Here is an 18,716-nt window from a genome sequence, read left to right as displayed (position 1 = left end):
GCGTCGAGCAGCCGGTGGCGCGCGGCGCGGTAGCCGGCCAGGTCGCGGGCCGCGAGGGTGGCCGCGACCTGGCGCAGCTCGGCCGGGAAGGCCGGCCGCGCGGCGGCGGCCAGCACCTCGGAACGCAGGCGGTCGATCTCCGCCTGAGCCTGCGCGGCGGCGAGGCGCAGCCGGGCGAGGGCGACGGCGTCGACCAGGTCGTGCAGCGTGTCGGTCGAGCTCAGGTCGACCAGGCCTGCGCCGACGGAGGGCACGGCGGAGTCGGCCCGGCTCGGGCGCGCGGCCTTCTCGGCCTCCAGCGAGGCGAGCAGGGTGCGGATCTGGTCGCGAGCCGTGACGACCGTGACGATCGCGCCGAGCGCGTCGTGGGCCTCGGTGAGCCGAGCGAGCCGGGCCTCGGGAGCGGCGGCGTCCCCGGCCGGCTCGTCGAACGGGGTCCGGGGCCCGAAGCCGACCATGACGCCGGCGAGCGCCCAGGCCCTGGCCACGGCGTCGATCGCGACCTCGGCGCGCAGCCTGGCGAGCACCAGGTCGAGCAGCTCCGCGGTGGTCGGCGCGAGCCCGTCGACCGTCGTCCCGTCGAGCAGGTCGGCGGCCTCCTTCTGCGCCCGGGACCGGAACATCCGGCGCAGGTTGCCGCCGTCGTCCAGATGGCCGCGCAGGGCCTCGCCGACGGCGAGCAGCCGCGCGGCGGGCGTGGCGGTGGGGTCGGCGGGCACCACTCCGGCGGCCGCGGCGGCGGTCACGTCGGCTGGCAGGCTGACGGCGCGCAGCCCGAGCGTCGCGAGGGCCTCGGCGGCCTCGTCGAGCGCGGAGGCGGCCGAGGTGACCTTCGCCCAGACGGCTGCGTCGTGGCCGACCAGGGCGTCGTCGAGCGCGCGTGGCAGCCAGGGCGCGTGCCGCGCGGTGCGGCGCGCACCCTCCAGCGCGCGGGTGACGGTGCCGACCGCGGCCGTGAGCCGGTCGAGGCCGGTCGCGTCAAGGACGCCCAGCGCGGCGGCGACCGCGCGGACGGCCGATCCCGTCGCGGCGCGGGTGGCCGCTCCCGCCTCCGCCGCCGTGTCCCGCTCACGTTCCAGCAGCCGTTCGAGGGCCTCGACGCTGGGCAGGGACACCGGGCCGAGGTCGGGATCGCCGGGCTCGGCGCCGTCCAGGCCGTCGTCTGGCCGGTCGTCGCCGCCGTACCGGTCGGCGTCGTCCGGATCGGCGGCGCTCAGGGCGCCAGGCCGCCGGATCGCGGAGCCGGGCCCGTTGACGGACCGCAGCAGCGTCCACAGCTCGGTCGCCTCGGCCGCGCTCAACGGGGGCGCGGGTGGGGTGGCCGCCGAGGAACGGGGGGTGCCCGCGCCCGCCACGGTCTGGTCCGGCCCGCCGTCCGCGAGCAGCGGTGCGTCCGCCACGGGGACCGGGCGCGGCAGCCAGCCGTGCTCGGCCCGTTCGCGCCGGACCCTGGCGGCGATCGCGCCGCGGGTGCCGGACCAGCCGGGGGCGACCTCGGTCGCCCGATGGCCGATCGCCTCGGCGGCCCGCTGGAGCTGGATGGCCGCGGCCAGCTCGTCCCGGCGGGCCACGGCGGCGTCCCGGCGGTTGCTGGCGGCGTCGATGCGGCGGGCCTGGCCGCCGGGGTCGTAGGCCGCCTTCTCGGCGGCCAGGGCGCTGACGCTGACGGTGAGCTCGTCGGTGCCGAGCCCCTCGGTGTCGGTGATCGACACGCACAGGCGTCGCAGTGACTCGGGCAGCTTGTCGCGCAGCACCCGCAGCGCCTGTGCCTTCTGGCTGGTCACCAGGACGCGCTGGCCCTCGGCGAGCAGTGCCGAGACCAGGTTGGCGATCGTGTGGGTCTTGCCGGTGCCCGGCGGGCCCTCGACGACCACGCCGCTGTCGTGGCGCAGCCGGGCGACCACATGCGCCTGTTCGGGGTTCGCCGGCAGCGGGAACAGCGGGTCGTCCGACAGCTGGCCGGGGCTGGCCGCGCCCTCGGCGGCCAGCCACGCCAGCCGCTCGTCGGCCTCCAGCGTCTCCACCAGCTGGACGAGGCCCAGCGGCGGGCGGCCGTCGCCGCGCAGCGCGTCGAGCATCTGCTCGTAGTAGGTGAGCAGCGCGGCCTGGCCGCGGGCGCGCAGCACGATCGCCGGGGCGAGGTCGATGCGCGGCCGGTCGGTCGGCGGCCCGGACGGCTGCCAGGACGAGTGGTAGCCGTCGTGGCCGACGTCGAGCGCGACCGTCAGCCAGTCCCGCAGCAGCCGTTCGTCGTCCCCGCCCAGCGGGGCCGCCGGGCGGGCCCGGAGCCGCTCGTGCAGCGCGTTGGTGCGCTCCTCGTGGAAGACCGCGAGGCCGTCGAGCAGCGGGCCGTCCTCCAGCCGGGTCGCGACCCCGTCCGGGACGCGCAGCCGGATCGCCGAGCTCACCGGGTCGATCTCGACGGCCAGCCGGGTGGTCAGCAGGTGGCGCCGCAGCGTCCGGCCGTCCGGGGCGCGCCAGGACAGCAGGCCGGTGGCCAGCACCAGCTCCAGCCCGTCGCCCTCCTGGGCGAGCCGGCCGGCGACGCTGTGCAGCGTGCCGTGCAGGGTGCGCCTGTCGGCGTCGGCGCGGGCTCGGCCGGCCCAGATCTGCCAGGTCGGCAGCCAGTCCTGGTAGGCCTCCGGTACCTCCGGACGGTCGACCAGGCGGACCGGCTCGGCGAACCCGTCGGTGACCGGCTGGCCGCCGGGGCGCAGCGGGATGCCGTCCGGCCAGACCCCGTCCGGCCAGCCGCCGGGGTCCCCGCCGGACCAGCGCAGCTGGTCGGGGGCCCGCACGCTCGTCTCGCGCAGCGGCGGCGAGTCGGACGGGAGGTCACCCGGCTCGGGCAGCACCACCCAGCCGGCGAGCGCGTCCGGGAGCGGCGGCGGCGAGGGCAGCACGGCCGCGGCCGGCGCCTCCAGCACGACCTCGCCCGCGGTCGCGTGCTCGAAGAGCGACAGGCCGCCGGGCAGTTCGGCGAGCCACAGGGCCAGCGGGTTGTCCTCGACCCGCGTCACCTGGTCGGCCTGGGACTGCGCCACCTCGTGCAGGAACCGCACCATCCGGTGACACCGGTTGGTAAGCATCGCGAAGCGTTCCCGCTCAGCCGCCGCCGTCTCCATCCACCCCTCCCGCCTGGATCCCGGAATCATCCTCTACGTCGCCGTCGCCCTCTCCGGCCACCGGGTCGGACGGCCGTCCGGCGTGCCCCCGGTGGGACGGCTTGGGTCGGTCTTGACCGGCGCGGGCGGGCCGGCCGGCTGGCGTCGTCCTCGGGTGGCCCGGGCCGGGGGCGGCGCCGTCGGCTGATCGAGGTCACGGGACAATGAAGGCCGCCCGGGTGGCGATGGCGCCGCGCGTGGGCGGGTGACGCCGTTCGGGCGGCGTGGCGGGAGGCGTGGCGGGCGTGGTGGATGGCGGTGGCGAGCTGGACGGGACGTCCGCCTCGAGCGGCCCGGCGGCCGCGTCGGTGGCGCCGTTCTACGTCGACCTGCACGTGCACTCGAAGTACTCGCGGGCGTGCAGCCGGGACTGCGACCTGGAGCATCTGGCCTGGTGGGCGGCCCGCAAGGGGATCCGGGTCGTCGGGACCGGGGATTTCACCCACCCGACGTGGGCCCAGGAGCTCGAGGACAAGCTGGTGGCGGCCGAGCCGGGGCTGTTCCGGCTGCGGCCCGACCTGGAACAGGACGTGCTGCGGCGGCTGCCCGCGTCCTGCCGGACCGCGACCCGGTTCCTGCTGTCCACCGAAATCTCGACGATCTACAAGAAGGGCGACCGGACCCGGAAGGTCCACCATCTGCTCTACGCCCCGGACCGGGAGGCGGCCGGCCGGATCACCGCGGCCCTCGCCCGGATCGGCAACCTGGCCGCCGACGGCCGACCGATCCTCGGGCTCGACTCCCGGCACCTGCTTGAGATCACCCTGCAGTCGGATCCGGGCAGCTACCTCGTTCCCGCGCACGTCTGGACCCCGTGGTTCGCGGTCCTCGGCTCGAAGTCCGGTTTCGACGCCGTCGACGACTGCTACGACGACCTCGCGCACGAGGTCTTCGCCCTGGAGACCGGGCTGTCCGCCGACCCGGAGATGTTCTGGCGGATTTCCGGGCTCGACCGTTACCGGCTCGTCTCCAACTCGGACGCGCACTCGCCGCCCATGCTCGGCCGCGAGGCCACCGCGCTGTCCTGCGACCTGGACTACTTCGCGATCAAGGAGGCGCTGCGGACCGGGGCCGGCTACACGGGAACCGTCGAGTTCTTCCCGGAGGAGGGGAAGTACCACCACGACGGCCATCGGGCCTGCGGCGTGCGTTTCACGCCCGAGGAGACCAAGGCCTCCGGCGGTGCCTGCCCGTCCTGCGGCAAACCGCTGACCGTCGGCGTGCTGCACCGCGTCGACGCGCTCGCCGACCGGGAGACGCTCCACGTGCCGGCGACGGCCGGGCAGGTGCGCTCGTTCGTCGCGCTGCCGGAGATCGTCGGCGAGATCCTCGGGGTCGGGCCGAAGAGCAAGGCGGTGGCGACGCAGGTCGGCTCGCTGGTCGAACGGCTCGGCCCGGAGCTGGGCATCCTCGGCGACGTCGAGCTCGCCGCGATCGGCGAGGCGGGGTCGGCGGAGCTGGTCGAGGCGGTTGGCCGGCTGCGCCGTGGCGAGGTGCTGCGGGAGGCCGGCTTCGACGGCGAGTACGGCGTGATCCGGATGTTCGCCCCCGGCGAGCTCGGCGGCGACGCGGCGACCCTGTTCGACCTCGCGCCAACCGCTCCGGCCGCGAAGCCCAGACGAGCGGCCGTGCCAAGCGCACGTCAGCCGTCGAGCCCGGCCTCGTCTGAGCTGACCTCGTCTGAGCCGGCCCTGGTTGAGCCGGCCTTGGTCGAGCCAACGGTGGCGGAGCCCCTCACGGTGAACCCAGCCGTGGCCGAGCCCGCCGGTGAGCCGGGGACGCTGGAGACGGCCGGGCTGGCCTCAGCCGGCGAATCGGTGTCCGTCCTGGACGGGCTGGATGCCGACCAGCGCGCGGCGGCCGCGGTCACCGGTGGTCCGCTGGTGATCGTGGCCGGACCCGGCACGGGCAAGACGCGGACGCTAGTGCACGCGATCGCGCACCGGGTGCGGGAGCGGGGCGTCCCGGCCGGGGAGTGCCTCGCCGTCACGTTCACCCGGCGGGCGGCCGACGAGCTGGTGGAACGGCTCGACCAACTGCTCGCCACGGCGGGTGCCGGTGGCGCCGACGGCCACGCGCCGGACCAGCGCGTCACGGCCACCACGTTCCACGGGCTTGGCCTGCTGGTGATCCGGGAGCAGCACATCCGGCTCGCCCGGGGTCCGCACGTCCAGGTCGCCGACGACGCGGTCCGGGCCGAGCTGCTGTCCGAGGCGCTCGGGGACGCCGCCGGCACGGTCGCCGCCCGGGCCACGGCCGCGCGGCGGATCGGCGAGCTCAAGCGGCGCCGGTCACTGGGGGACCAGGTGCGCGGCGACGAGCTGGCCGGCGTCCTCGCCCGTTACGACGCCGCGCTGCGCGAGCGCGACCTGGTGGACCTCGACGACCTGTTGGCGCTGCCGCTCGCGCTGCTGACCGCCGAGCCGGAGCTGGCCGAGGGCTACCGGCGCCGGTTCCGACACGTCTGGGTCGACGAGTACCAGGACGTCGACGAGACCCAGTACCGGCTGCTGCGGGCGCTGTGCCCGCCGGACGGGAACCTGATCGTGATCGGTGACCCGGACCAGGCGATCTACTCCTTCCGGGGCGCCGACGTCGGGTTCTTCCTGCGCTTCGAGCAGGACTTCCCGGCTGCCCGGCGCGCCGCGCTGACCCGTAACTACCGCTCGACCGGGACGATCGTCGCCGCGGCCCGCTGCGCGATCGCGCCGGCCAGCTTCGTCCCCGGCCGCGAGCTGGTCGCCGTCCACCCGGACGGCCCGGACGCGCCGCGGTCGCCGGCCGGGCGGACGAACCAGGTGGGGCAGACGGCCCCGGCCGGACCAGGCGGGCCGCCGGTGCTGGTCCGGGCCTGCGCGAGCGAGGCTGAGGAGGCGCTCGCCGTCGTCGACACGATCGAGGCGGCCCTCGGTGGCACCTCCTTCCACGCGCTCGACAGCTTCGCCTCCGCCCAGCTGGAGGCTGGCCGGCTGGCGGCCGGCCACCTGTCGTTCGCCGACATCGCCGTGCTGTACCGGACCGCCCGGCAGGCCGAACCGGTCATGGCGGCGCTGGCCCGGCGAGGCTTCCCCTTCCAGCGGCGTTCGCACGGGCCGCTCGCCGACGCGCCCGGCGTCGCCGCGTTGCTCGCCGAGCTGCGGGCCGAGCGCCGGGACGGCGCGGCCCGCTCGGTGTCCGCCGCGCTGCGCGACGCGGCGGCCCGGGCCGCCGAGCGTGCCGCCGCCCGCGGCACCGTGCTCGCCACGGTCGTGGCCACGGGCCAGCCCGAACAGCCTTCGCCGCCACGCGAGCAGGCTGACCCGCCGGGCGCCTCGTCCGAGGCGGAGATCAGGCTGGGCGTCGAGCTGCTGGCGCCCGCGGCTGCCTCGGCGGGGGACGATCTGGCCGGGTTCCTCACCGCGGTCTCGCTGGCCACCGAGTCCGACACCCTCGACCCCCGGGCCGACCGGATCTCGCTGCTCACCCTGCATGCCGCCAAGGGCCTGGAGTTCGGCCTGGTCCTCATCGTCGGCTGCGAGGACGGCCTGCTCCCGATGACCTGGGGCCGGCCGCCGCGCCCGAGCGACAGGACTGATCCCGGCCAGGCCGCGACGGCTGGACCGGACGTGCCCGCCGACGGTTGGTCCGGCGCGGCGACCGATCCGGCCCGCGGCCCGCTGGCCGAGGAACGGCGGCTGTTCTTCGTCGGAATCACCCGGGCCCGCGGTCGGCTCGTCCTGAGCCATGTGACCTCTCGCGCAGGCGGCACCGTCAGGCGGGGTCCGTCTCCGTTCCTGGCGGACCTCGACCCGAGCCTGCTCGACCGCGCGTCCGGCCGTCCAGGCCAGCTCCCACGGCCCCGGCCGGCGGGCAGACAACTCCGACTGCTCTGACCTCGGCGAACGGGCCGGCGCAGGAAACTCACGTTACGGGTGGGTTGGCTCAACTCGTCCCCCACGAGGGCCGGGGCCGGCCTCCCCGATCGGTCCCGCGCGAGTCGCGCGAGGTATGAAGGTTGGCGACACCAGGGCGCATCCCCCCAAAGAGCCCGCGAACCGCCCGGAAGGGCGAACGAGATCTACGGAGTGCTGCGATCCTGAACCGACCGACCGGACCGTCGAGCGCCGCACCGTCGCGGGCCGGGCAGGTCCCCCCAGGCGACGTCATGGTCGAACGGGTCCCGAGAGACGTACCGATGACTGAGCCCGCGATCGCGTCGCCCGACGGCGTCGAGGGCGAACCGCCGGCCGACCGGACGCCGCGGTGGCCGCTCGGGATCATCGCCGCCGGCCTGGTCACGCTGTTCATGCTCCAGGCGCCCGGTCGCCTGGTCGCCGACACCAAGATGAACGTGCCGCTCGACCCGCTGCGGTTCATGGAGTGGGCGACCCACCTGTGGAACTCGTCGGCCGACTTCGGCTTCCTGCCGAACCAGTACATCGGCTACCTGTTCCCGATGGGACCGTTCTTCCTGCTCGGGAAGGTCCTGGGCGTTCCCGCCTGGATCACCCAGCGGCTGTGGATGGCGCTGATCCTCACGGTCGCGGCCTGGGGCCTGGTCCGGCTCGCCGACGCGCTGCGGATCGGGCGGCCGTGGACCAGGGTCCTCGCGGGCGTCGCGTACGGCCTCTCGCCCGTGTTCATCGGGAAGGTCGGCGCCTCGTCGGTCGCGCTGACCGGTGCGGCGATGCTGCCCTGGATCACCCTGCCGCTCGTGCTCGCACTGCGCCCGGACGGGGCCGGCGGCATCGACACCGGCACCGCGGCCGGAACCGGCCCGGCCGCCGCGGCCGCCGCGGCCCGCCGGCTGTCACCGCGCCGGGCCGCGGCGCTGTCGGGCCTGGCGATCGTCTGCACTGGCGGTGTCAACGCCAGCGTCACGCTGTGCGTCCTGCTCTGCCCGGCGGTCCTGCTCGTGTTCGCCGGCGGTTCGCGGCGCGCCTGGGCGCTGCGCGCGTGGTGGATGCTCGCCGTCTTCCTGGCGACCGCGTGGTGGCTGCTCGCCCTGATGACGCAGAGCCGTTACGGGCTGAACTTCCTGCCGTACACCGAGACCGCCGCGACCACGACCTCCCCGACGTCGGTCGCGGAGGCGCTGCGCGGCACCACGGACTGGCTGGCCTACCTGCGGGTGCCGGCGCCCTGGCTGCCGGCCGCCTCGGTGGACGTGACAAACCCGGTCGCCGTGGTCGGCTCCGCCGTGGCCACCGCCATCGGGCTGTGGGGGCTGGCGCGCCGGGATCTGCCCGCGCGCCGCTTCCTCGTCGTCAGCCTCGCCGCCGGCATCGTCGCGGTTTCGGCTGCCTACCCGGGCCAGCCGGGCAGCCCGCTGGCCGACGGCGTCCGCCACCTGCTCTCGGGGCAGCTGGCCTTCCTGCGCAACGTCTACAAGTTCGAGGCGGTCTCCCACGTGCCGCTGGCGCTGGGGATCGCGCACGCCCTGCACGTCGTGTGCGCACCGCGTGGGCAGGCGAGGGCGGACGCCGTACGCGAGGTCCCAGCCTGGCGCCGCCGCCTCGCCGCGGCCGGCGGCAGGCTGCGGCCGGCCAGGCTCGACGCCGCGTTGCCGCGGCTGCGCCCGCGCTCGGCCATCGCCGGCGTGCTGGTTCTCGCCGCCGTGGGAACAGGCGTGATGCCGGCCTTCGACGGCCAGATGTTCCAGGCCGGCACGTTCAAGGAGGTGCCCGGCTACTGGCACCAGGCGGCGGACTGGCTCGCGAACAACCCGGCCGGCGGCACCACGCTGGTCCTGCCCGCCAAGCCGTTCGGGGAGTACGACTGGGGGCGCCCGCTCGACGAGCCGATGGCCTTCCTGGCCAGCACCCCCTGGGCGGCGCGGTCGCTGATCCCGCTGGGGAACGCCGGGATGACCCGGTGGCTGGACGGCATCGAGCAGGAGCTGGCCCTCGGGTCGGCCTCGGGGCTCGCGGACGCGCTCGCCCGCGAGGGCGTCGGCCAGGTCCTGATCCGCAACGACATCTCCGACGAGGACTGGGACAACCCGCCGTCGACGAACGAGATCTACCGCGCGCTGGCCAACTCGGGCCTGCGCCGCGCCGCCACGTTCGGGCCGATGAAGACGGCCAGGCCGAGTGCCAGGGACCGGCTGATCCCGAACAAGGCGAAGCCCACCCAGAAGGTCCCGGCCCTGGACGTCTGGGTCGTGCCGAACGGCGCCACCCAGGTCACCGCCTACCCGGCCGACACCGCCATGGTGGTCTCCGGCGGTTCCGAGGCCACGGTGCAGATGGCCGCGCACGGGGTGCTCGGCACCGACCGCGCCGTGGTGCTCGCCAACGATCTCTCGGGCCTGCCCGGTGCCCCGGACGAGGCCATCGCGCCGTCAGGAGGCCTGGTCCCGCCCGTACCGGCCAGCGACATCATCGGGCCCACAACGGCGTTGGTCACGACGGACACGTACACCCGCCGCGAGACCGACTACGGCGTGATCCACAACGCGAGCTCCTACCTGCTCGGCCCGGACGAGAACGCGGCCGGCGAGACCGGGCCGCCGCACCAGTGGCTGGACGAGCCGGCCGACGGCCACCAGACCGTCGCCGCCTACGAGAACGGGGTCCAGGTCAGGGCCTCCTCCTATGGGTCGAAGCTGGTCGCCAGACCCGACGTGTCACCGGCGCAGGCCGTCGACGGGCTGCCCTTCACCTCCTGGTCCGTCGTCGCCGACTCGTCCAAGGGCTCCGTCGGCGGCTGGATCGAGGTGGACGTCCCCAAGGCGACCTCCGTGCCGTACATCGACGTGCAGCTGCTGGAGGAGGGGTCCTGGCGCCCGGCGGTCCAGGCCCTGCGGGTGACGACGAGCACGGGTTCGGTCGTCACCCCCGTGCGCCCGGACGAGACGACGCAGCGCCTGGCCGTCCCCGCCGGGGCGAGCACGTCGTTCCGGGTCACGTTCGAGAAGGTCACCCAGAAGGCGGGCTCGACCTACGGCGCCGGCATCCGCGAGCTCAGCCTCCCCGGCGTGCAGATCCAGCGGTACGTCCAGACCCCGTCGGACGCCGCCGGCCTGTTCACCGCCGGCGTCGGGCAGGTCGCGTACACGTTCGACCGCGAGGCGGTGGATGTCACCGAACCCTTCGGCGGCTCGGAGGAGCTCAGCCTGCACCGCAGGTTCGACGTGCCGCGGCCGATGACCTTCGCGGTCCTGGGGACCATGACGGGCGTTCCGTCCCTGACCGTCCAGTCGGCCGTCCCCGCGCCGGCGTTCCAGCTGCCGTGCGGGAAGGGCCCGGCGATGATCGTCGACGGGACCCGCTACGAACTGCGGGTCGAGGGCCAACAGTCCGACATCGCCGCCGCGAAACCGCTGGGGATCGGGGTCTGCACCCCGGACGGGACGATCCCGCTGCCGGCGGGCCAGCACGACCTCCAGATCGACGAGGCCGGCACCGGCCTGCTGATGTCGTCGCTGACCCTGGTCGGCGCGGGTGGCCAGATCAGCGCGGACACGGCGCGCTCGACGAAGGTCACCAGCTGGGGGTCCGAGCGCCGGACGGTCCAGATCGGGTCCGGCACGAGGGCGCTGCTGGCGGTCCACGAGAACGCCAACGCGTCCTGGACCGCGACGCTCAACGGGCAGAAGCTGACCCCGCTGCGGCTGGACGGCTGGCAGCAGGGGTGGATCGTGCCGGCCGGGTCCGGCGGCACCGTCGTGATCCAGAACCTGCCCGGCTACTCCTACCGGACCAGGCTGCTCGTCGGTGGCCTCCTGGCGCTGCTCCTGCTCGCGCTGGTGCTCATACCGGCCCGCTGGCGGCTGCGGCGCTCGGTGGATCCCGACGACTACCCGCGCTTCCTGAACCCGTGGGCGATGCCCGTGGTCGGGCGCCTGGCGCACGTGCCCGGCTGGATCGCCGGCGGCCTGCTCGGGACGCTCGCCGTGTTCCTCGTCGCCGGTCCGGTCGCGCTCGCCGTGCCCGTCCTGGTGCTGGTCGGGCGGCGCTACCCGTGGGTGCTGGGCTGGACCGGCCTGCTGTTCATGATCGCCTCGGGAGTGGGGGTCGCGGTGCGCTCGGATGCCGTTCCCACCTCGCACGCGGGCGCGTTCGGCCCGTTCGTCCAGACCTGCGGCGCGATCGCCCTGGCGGCCGTCGTGGCCGCGCTGGCACTGCGCGGCAGCGTCCCGCCCGGCGAGCCGGCCAGCCCGGTTCCGCCAGGCGAGCCGGCGGATCCGATCCCGACGCAGGTGGCCTCGTCACCGGAGGGCCCGCCGCCGGCCGCTCCCGTGGTCGCCGACGCGGCGGATGCGAGTGACACGCAATGGATTCGACGGCGTACGTGATCCAGTCGACGGCGGCGCGCCGGGGCCTGACCCGCCGGCAGCTCATCGGGGCCGCCGGTCTCACCGTCGCGTCCGTGGGCGCGATGGTGGCCTGCCACGAGCCGGGCAGCCCGCCCGAGCCGCCGCCGAGCGGGGGGCCGCCCCTGACGACCGTGTTCGGCGCGCCAGGCTCGCTCGACGGGCTCAAGGGCTACCCGTCGACGGACCTCGTCGAGGTGCCCGAGCTCCGGTTCGGGGCCGGCCAGGCCGCCTTCATGTCGACCGTCGCGAGTGACGGTTCCGTCATCGTCGGCACCACCCCGTTCAGCGACGACCAGGCGCGGCCCACCAGCAACGACATGGAGATCGGGGTCTTCGCCCCGGCCACGCGGTCCTTCACCCGGCTGGTCATCCCGACGACGACGGGCCAGACCAGAACGGTGAGCACCGACCCGAACTTCCGGGGGATCGGCGGCGCCGACGTCAGCGACGTGCTCGCCGTGACCGACCCCGGAGGCGGCCAGCGGGTGCTCTTCGTCTCCGCTCTGCCGTTCCACAACTGGGACACGCGGACGGTGGGCCAGTACCCGTCCGTCGGCCAGCTCGTGCCTGGCCCGGATGGGTGGCGGTACGAGAAGACGTTGTCCTGGACCGGCGACGAGCTCGCGGGCCGCGCCGACCCGTGGACCGCCACCCAGGCGTACCCGCAGGTGAGCCCGGCGCCGCGGATGCCCCGAGGCCCCGTCTCGCTGGCCCGGCTGCCCCGCTCCGGGCATGTCGTGGTGGCCCAGTACTTCGGCGACATCCGAGGGGGCACCGACTCCGGCGCGCTGGCCGTGCTCGACCTGGACGGCCGGCTGAAGGCCTGGTGGCAGTACCCGCCGACGAAGCCGTTGGGCGTCCCGGTGGTGGTGAACCCCCGCGAGGTCGCGGCCGACCCGTCCAGCGAGCTGGACGACGAGCGGTTCGTGCTCATCAGCGACTGCCGGGACGGCGATCACAAGACCCAGCCGTTCCCGATCCAGGAGTTCTCGTACTCGGCCACGGCCGGGCAGATCGTGCCGCGCAGCGGGGCCGTGCGCGCCGCGCAGGACGGCTCCCGGATGGAGACCGCCTGCTTCGACGCCGCCGGGAACCTGTACGTGGCGCGGACGAAGGCCGACGGGCTGAGCGCGGCCAAGATGGCCGTCTATCCCAAGCTGGGCAGCGAACGCGGCCTGGTGCGCCGGGCGCCAGCGGTCGGCGACTGGACCCAGACCTTCGGCGTCGAGTGCGCCCCCGACTACCTGGTGTCCGGGACGGACCGCGGCGGCCTGGTACGCAGCCTGACCATCGACCCGGCGACCGGCGTCATCCTCGCCGTCGCGGTGGGCGGGCTACTTCAGGCGGTGCGCCCGGTCGGCTCGGGCGCCCAGATGACGTTCAACCTGGCGGCCTCGGTCGACCTCGGCCTCGGCAAGCTGCGCGAGTCGTCGAAGCGGTACGTCGGGGTGCGCCGCGGCGCGGTCGACCCCGACCGCCGGCTGCTCTGGCTGCCGATCAACCAGCTGGTCCTCGACGGCATGAAGTGGCCCTACAAGCCGTTCGCGCTCGACCAGTGGCTGGCCCAGGTGGACCTGCGCACCCTGCTCGGCTCCTGAGCTCCGAGCAGGGTGACGCGCGGTGCCGGCCTTACTTCATGCGCAGCCTTACTTCTTGCGCAGGATCATCGCCAGGTTCCAGGTGACGATCTCGCGCAGGCCCGGGATCCGCAGGATCGCCCGGCCCCAGTCGGGCAGGTAGCGCGGCATCGCGTCGACGATCTCGACGTCCATCCGGGTCTTCGCCCACGCCAGAGCGTCGGTGACGTAGACCGGGAAGAGGCTGCTGCCGTAGACGTTCTTCGGCGGGTGGCCGCGCAGGCGCTCGAACCGGGCCGCGGCGCGGTGGCCGCCGAGGTAGTGCCAGGGCGCGGTCTCGTGCCCGCCCCAGGGCGACAGCCACGAGGTGTAGCTCAGGAAGATCAGGCCGCCGGGCTTGGTGATCCGGACCAGCTCGCCGCACATCTTCCACGGGTCCGGGACGTGCTCCAGCACGTTGGACGTGTAGGTCAGGTCGATCGAGCCGGTGCGGATCGGCATCTCCAGCGCGCTGCCGCGGATCCGGCCCGGGACCTCGATGCCGGCCGCGCCCATCTCCGAGACGTCGGGCTCGACCCAGTAGTAGCGGGCACCGGCGGCCATGAAGGCCGACCGGAAGTAGCCGGGGCCGCCGCCGACGTCGAGGACGAGCTTGTCGGCGATCGACGTGTAGCGCTCCAGCTGGCGGACCGAGTCGGCCGCGATCAGCGAGTAGAAGCCGGCCGGGTCCACCGGCTCCTTGCGGTGGGCCAGCAGGAGCTTGGCCGACCGCTGCAGCCCCCAGCCGGGGTAGGGCAGCGCGGCGACCGGCGGGTCCTCCGGCGCGACCTGGGGCTTCAGCTCGGCGGCGGCGCCGGCCTCCTCGACCGGGGCGGCCGAAGCCGCGCCGGACCATGCAACGGGCACCGTCTCAGGCATGCGGGCGACGATAACACCGCTTCTGTGTACGGTTCCTGGCCGGTTGCCTCGGGGCACCGACATGATCGTCTCCGTGGTCGCCGCGCGGGAGCGCGTCAGCCGTCGGCGGCGGCCGCTGGCGCCAGCCGGCTGACGGGGAGCCGGTCGGTGACCAGCCGGACGTCGTCGTCCCGGACGGTGCGCAGGGCCGCGAGGTAGTCGGCGCGAGCGATCTCGACGGCGCCGAGGGTGCGCAGGTGGTCGGTGGCCAGCTGGACGTCGTGCAGCCGCCCGCCCGCGGCGGCGAACCGCGCGTCCAGGTCGAGCAGCGCCACCTTGGACGCGTCGGTGCTGGCATGGAACATCGACTCGCCGACGTAGACGCCGCCGACGAGGATGCCGAACACCCCGCCGGCGAGCTCGTCGCCGTCCCAGACCTCCAGGCTGTGCGCCCAGCCGAGCGCGTGCAGCCGGGCGTAGCCGGCCCGCAGCTCGTCGGTGATCCAGACCTCGGCGCCGGTCCGCCGGCAGCGTTCCACCACCTCGTCGAACCGCAGGTCCAGCGTGGTCGTCCAGCCGCAGGACCGGACCCGCCGGCGCAGTGAGCGGCTCGCCCGCACCGCCCCAGCGGGGATCACGGCCCGCGGGTCGGGGCACCACCACGGCAGCTCGGGCATCCGGTGGCGCCGGCGCAGCAGCTGCGCGAGCCGGGGCGGCACCCCGGGGGGCGGGTCCTCGGGCAGCGGGGGCAGCGGCCACGGGAAGACGCCGGCCCGGTAGGCGCCGATCAGCGCCGCCGGAGTGGGGCCGCCGCCGACCACGACCGGGCCGTCCGGCGGGCTCGTGACCAGCGGCAGCGTGTCCCACCAGCTCGGGGCGGGCGGGCTCGGCCGCGCGGTCAGGCTCACCGGTGCGCGGCCGCCGGCCCGCGCCCCGGGACGTCCGAGAGCAGCGGGGTGATGGCGACGGCCGGGCTCGGCTCGCCGATCAGGAAGCCCTGCGCCAGGTCGCAGCCGAACTCGCGCAGCAGATCCAGCGCCCGCCCGGTCTCGACGCCCTCGGCCACCACCCGCAGCCCGAGCTGGTGGGCGAGGTCGATCGTCGAGCTGACGATCTTGCGGGCCACGTCGTCGCACTCCAGCCGGCTAACGAACGACCGGTCCAGCTTCAGCACGTCGACGGGGAAGTCGCCGCCCAGGTAGCCGAGCGTCGAGTAGCCGGTGCCGTAGTCGTCGAGCGCGATGCCGACGCCCTGGTCGTGCAGCTGGCGCAGGACGGCGGCGGCCCGGCTCCGGTCGAGCATCAGCGTCGTCTCGGTCAGCTCCAGCTCCAGGGCGTCGGCGCCCAGCCCGTGGCGGGCGAGCACGCCTTCGACGTGATGTGGGAACGCGGCGTCGAGCAGGTCGGTGGCGGAGATGTTCACCGCCGCGGTGACGTCCAGGCCGACCTCGCGCCAGCACGCCAGCTGGGTGCAGGCCTGCTCCAGCACCGCGTTGGTCAGCGAGCTCATCAGCCCCGCGTGCTCGGCCAGTGGCACGAACGACGCCGGGGTGAGCAGGCCGCGTTGCGGGTGCCGCCAGCGTGCCAGTGCCTCCACCGAACGGACCTGGCCGGTGGCGATCTCCACCTTCGGCTGGTAGTGCGCCTCGATCTGGTGCTCCCCGATCCCGACCCGCAGCGACTCGGTCATGGTGAACTCGAGCAGCGGGTCGAGGGCCTCGCGGGGGTCGAAGTGCTCGACGCCGGTGTGGTGGCGCTTCGCCGTGTACATCGCGATGTCGGCCCGGGCGAGCAGCTCGTCGGCGTTCGCCGCCTGTTCCGGGTAGATGGCCGTGCCGATGCTGGCCGTGACCGCCACCGTAAGCACGTCGACCTGGAAGACGTCGGCCAGCGCCGCGCGCACCCGGTCGGCGACGAGCTGGGCGCCGACGCTGTCGGTCCCCTCCAGCAGCACGGCGAACTCGTCCCCGCCGAGCCGGGCGAGCGTGTCCCCGGGGCGCAGCGCCGTGGCGATCCGGGCGCTCACCTCGGCGAGCAGCTGGTCGCCGACCCGGTGGCCGAGCGAGTCGTTCACCAGCTTGAACCGGTCGAGGTCGAGCAGCAGCAGGGCGAGCGGGTGGTCGCTGGTGTCGGCGGCGGCGATCGCCGCGCGCAGCCGCTCGTCCAGGCCGCGCCGGTTGAGCTGGTGGGTGAGGTGGTCGGTGTGGGCCTGCTCCTTGGACTCGGCCAGCCGCTGGACCTCCAGGATGCTGAACCCCGCGCGCCCGAGGCCCGTCACGAGCGTCGCGGCCGCGAGAACCACTGTGTACAGCGGCAGCCGCTCGGTCGCGCCCGCCACCAGGATGCCGATCGCGGTGAGCGTGAGGACCGACGGGACGATCATGACGGCCCAGCCGTTGGCCCGCACCCTGGGCGCCCGCGGCTGGCGCTGCCAGGCCGCGAAGGTCAGCATCAGCGCGGACAGTGCCCAGAAGGTGTCCGGTGGCCCGCCGGGGGAGAAGCCGCCGGAGCCCGTCGCGTTCGACGCCATCGTCGCGTCGGCGGCGACGAAGCACAGCAGGCCGCAGCCGAGCAGCCACCACACCCGCCCCGCCCGCCGGCCCAGGACGCCGAAGACGCTCACCACCATCAGCACCAGCAGCAGGTCCGCGAGCGGGTAGACCAGCGTGACCACCACCTGGCCCGAGCTGAGCGCCGGGTCGTGGTGCTCGACCGCCTCCTTGAGCGCGCCGGCGAGCGCGGCGAACCCGAGCAGCCCGATGACGCTGTCGAACAGCACGCTCAGCGGCAGCCGCAGCACCCGGTGGCGCAGCAGGAGCAGGACGGTGGCGTAGCAGGCGGGGTAGAAGGCCAGCCAGCCGACGTCCGCGTACGAGGGGGACATCGCCAGCTGCTGGCCGGCGCGCACGTGCTCGGTGAGGCTGTACGCCACCGTCGCGGCGCCGTAGCAGGCGAGGCCGCCGCCGAGGACGGCCCAGGGCAGCCGGTCGCCCCGCACGAGGATCGCCCGCGCGACGCAGAACCCGGCGGCGGCCAGGGTGAAGGTGTCGCGCAGCGGCCAGGCGATCGTCGTCAGGGTGGACGACCCGGCGAAGGAGGCGACGGCCAGCAGCCCGACCGCCAGGACCATGAGGAGCTGGGCGACCCGGATCAGCCGGTACCGGCGTGACGGGGGCCCGATGGGGATCATTCGGGGTGCTCGCCGTCGTCCGTGCTCCGGTCGCGCCGCCAGCCGGCCCGCGGCGGACAGTGCGGGGCGGGCGCGCCGGGACGCCGGCTCGTCCCGGACGCACCGGACGTCGAGCCGGCGCCCGACACGTGGCGCTGGACCTGCTGGCGGACCCGGTTCGACATGCCCTAATTGTCGCCCATTCCGATTCGTTCCAAGCCGCTGGTGTTTCTCTGGCGACGCCAGTCTGTGCCGGTGTTGGGATCGGCCTTCTTCGACTGAACCGGGCGTCCTTCATCCGGTCGCGCCGGGCGCCGTCGCGTCGTCCCATCGGTGGCCGCCGAGGCATAGGTTGGGAGTGGAGACCACGTAACGCGGCCGGACCGCTCCGTCGCGACACCCGCCTCACCACGACACCTGCCTCGCAGGACATCCGCCGTGCCGCGGCACCGCCGCGCGACGACATCCGTCGTCGCGACGCAGCGCGGTGTGGGCGGTGCGGACCGCCGGCCCCGGCGCGTGGTAATTCCGCGACTTGTTCACGGTGTTCTTTGCCGAGTACCCCGAGTGACCGATTTCGTATTGCTCGTGAGTTCTCGGTGAGGTGCGTTACTCGACCAGCGACTTAGGTCGCAACCGATGGGAAGGGCCACGCGCGGTGCGAATTGGACTCCAGATTCCCGACTTCACCTGGGCCGGCGGCCCGGCGCGCCTCGGCGCCGACCTCGCCGAGATCGCCAGGACGGCCGACGCGGCCGGCTTCGACAAGCTCGCCGTGATGGATCACTTCTTCCAGATCGCGTTCGTCGGCCCGCCCGAGAACGACATGCTCGAGGCCTACACCACGCTGGGCTACCTGGCCGCGATCACCGAGCGGGTCAAGCTGCTCACCCTGGTGACCGGTGCCGTCTACCGGCATCCGGGCGTGCTGGCGAAGACGATCACGACCCTGGACGTGCTGTCCGGCGGCCGGGCCTGGCTCGGCGTCGGCGCGGCCTGGAACGACGAGGAGTCCGTAGCCCTCGGCATCCCGTTCCCGCCCGTCGCCGAGCGGTTCGAGCGGCTGGAGGAGACCCTCCAGATCTGCCTGAAGATGTGGTCGGACGACGACAGCCCCTACACCGGCACGCACTACCAGCTCGGCCGGCCGCTGAACTCGCCGCAGAACCTCACCCGCCCGCACCCGCCCATCATGATCGGGGGCGGCGGCGAGAAGAAGACGCTGCGGCTGGTGGCCAGGTACGCCCAGGCCTGCAACCTGTTCGCCGGTCCGGACCTGGCCCACAAGCTGGACGTCCTGCGCGAGCACTGCGAGCGCGAGGGCCGGGACTACGACGAGATCACCAAGACCTCCTACTTCGAGTTCGACCCGGGCGAGGACGGCAAGAACGTCGGCGCCATCCTGGCCGAGCTGGAGCGGCTCGCGTCCCTCGGGATCCAGGAGGTCATCGGCCGGGTCGTCGACGTCTCGAAGATCCGCCCCCTGGAGATCATCGGCACGCAGGTGATCCCACAGGTCGCAGACCTCTAGGGCGAAGCGGCCGGACACGGCGCTTCGCGCCGCCGGCCGCGTCGCCGGGGACGGGGCCGTGCGCCCCCCCCCCCCCGGG

General features: G+C 74.6%; 9 protein-coding genes. 4 read left to right on the top strand and 5 right to left on the bottom strand.

Annotation, left to right across the window (positions count from 1 at the left end):
* Positions 1–3,125, bottom strand: a 3,125-nt coding sequence (locus tag I6A60_RS36835) for an AAA family ATPase (protein WP_203055823.1), incomplete at its 3' end; no start/stop codon positions are given.
* A 284-nt stretch (positions 3,126–3,409) separates the two neighbouring features.
* On the opposite strand from I6A60_RS36835, the gene I6A60_RS36830 reads away from it, so the two are divergent.
* The 3 genes from I6A60_RS36830 to I6A60_RS36820 all read left to right on the top strand — a co-directional run bounded on the left by I6A60_RS36830 (position 3,410) and on the right by I6A60_RS36820 (position 13,061).
* Positions 3,410–7,036, top strand: a complete 3,627-nt coding sequence (locus tag I6A60_RS36830) for a UvrD-helicase domain-containing protein (protein ID WP_374113431.1) — start codon at positions 3,410–3,412, stop codon at positions 7,034–7,036.
* A gap of 302 nt (positions 7,037–7,338) precedes the next feature.
* Entirely contained in the window at positions 7,339–11,442 is a 4,104-nt protein-coding gene (locus tag I6A60_RS36825) for an alpha-(1->3)-arabinofuranosyltransferase family protein (protein ID WP_203021031.1), read from the top strand.
* Positions 11,421–13,061 carry a hypothetical protein gene (locus tag I6A60_RS36820; RefSeq protein WP_238437015.1) on the top strand — a complete coding sequence of 547 codons (1,641 nt, stop codon included), beginning with the start codon at positions 11,421–11,423 and terminating at the stop codon, positions 13,059–13,061. Before I6A60_RS36825 ends, I6A60_RS36820 begins: the two co-directional genes overlap by 22 nt.
* Positions 13,062–13,109: 48 nt before the next feature.
* Here the strand turns inward: I6A60_RS36820 and I6A60_RS36815 are convergent, their stop codons facing one another.
* The 4 genes from I6A60_RS36815 to I6A60_RS36800 form a co-directional block, all read right to left on the bottom strand.
* Complete coding sequence (locus tag I6A60_RS36815) at positions 13,110–13,958, bottom strand: class I SAM-dependent methyltransferase (RefSeq protein WP_238437014.1); 849 nt, start codon at positions 13,956–13,958, stop codon at positions 13,110–13,112.
* Positions 13,959–14,053: 95 nt separating this feature from the next.
* Entirely contained in the window at positions 14,054–14,845 is a 792-nt protein-coding gene (gene aat, locus I6A60_RS36810) for a leucyl/phenylalanyl-tRNA--protein transferase (protein WP_203021033.1), read from the bottom strand.
* A complete protein-coding gene (locus I6A60_RS36805) occupies positions 14,842–17,127 on the bottom strand; it encodes a bifunctional diguanylate cyclase/phosphodiesterase (protein ID WP_203021035.1) in 2,286 nt (761 codons plus the stop codon). The genes aat and I6A60_RS36805 overlap by 4 nt, the downstream gene beginning before the upstream one ends.
* The gene (locus I6A60_RS36800; RefSeq protein WP_203021037.1) at positions 17,124–17,291 is read right to left on the bottom strand and encodes a hypothetical protein; all 168 of its coding nucleotides are present in this window, start codon (positions 17,289–17,291) and stop codon (positions 17,124–17,126) included. The genes I6A60_RS36805 and I6A60_RS36800 overlap by 4 nt, the downstream gene beginning before the upstream one ends.
* Positions 17,292–17,764: 473 nt before the next feature.
* Here I6A60_RS36800 and I6A60_RS36795 point away from each other — a divergent pair, with 473 nt between their 5' ends.
* Positions 17,765–18,637, top strand: a complete 873-nt coding sequence (locus tag I6A60_RS36795) for an LLM class F420-dependent oxidoreductase (RefSeq protein WP_203021039.1) — start codon at positions 17,765–17,767, stop codon at positions 18,635–18,637.
* The last annotated feature ends 79 nt before the right edge of the window (positions 18,638–18,716 follow it).

The organism is Frankia sp. AgB1.9 (assembly GCF_016786355.1).
Taxonomy (GTDB): Bacteria; Actinomycetota; Actinomycetes; order Frankiales; family Frankiaceae; genus Pseudofrankia.
The sequence above is the reverse complement of the archived record's forward strand: the minus strand, read 5'-3'. Positions and strand labels throughout refer to the sequence as shown.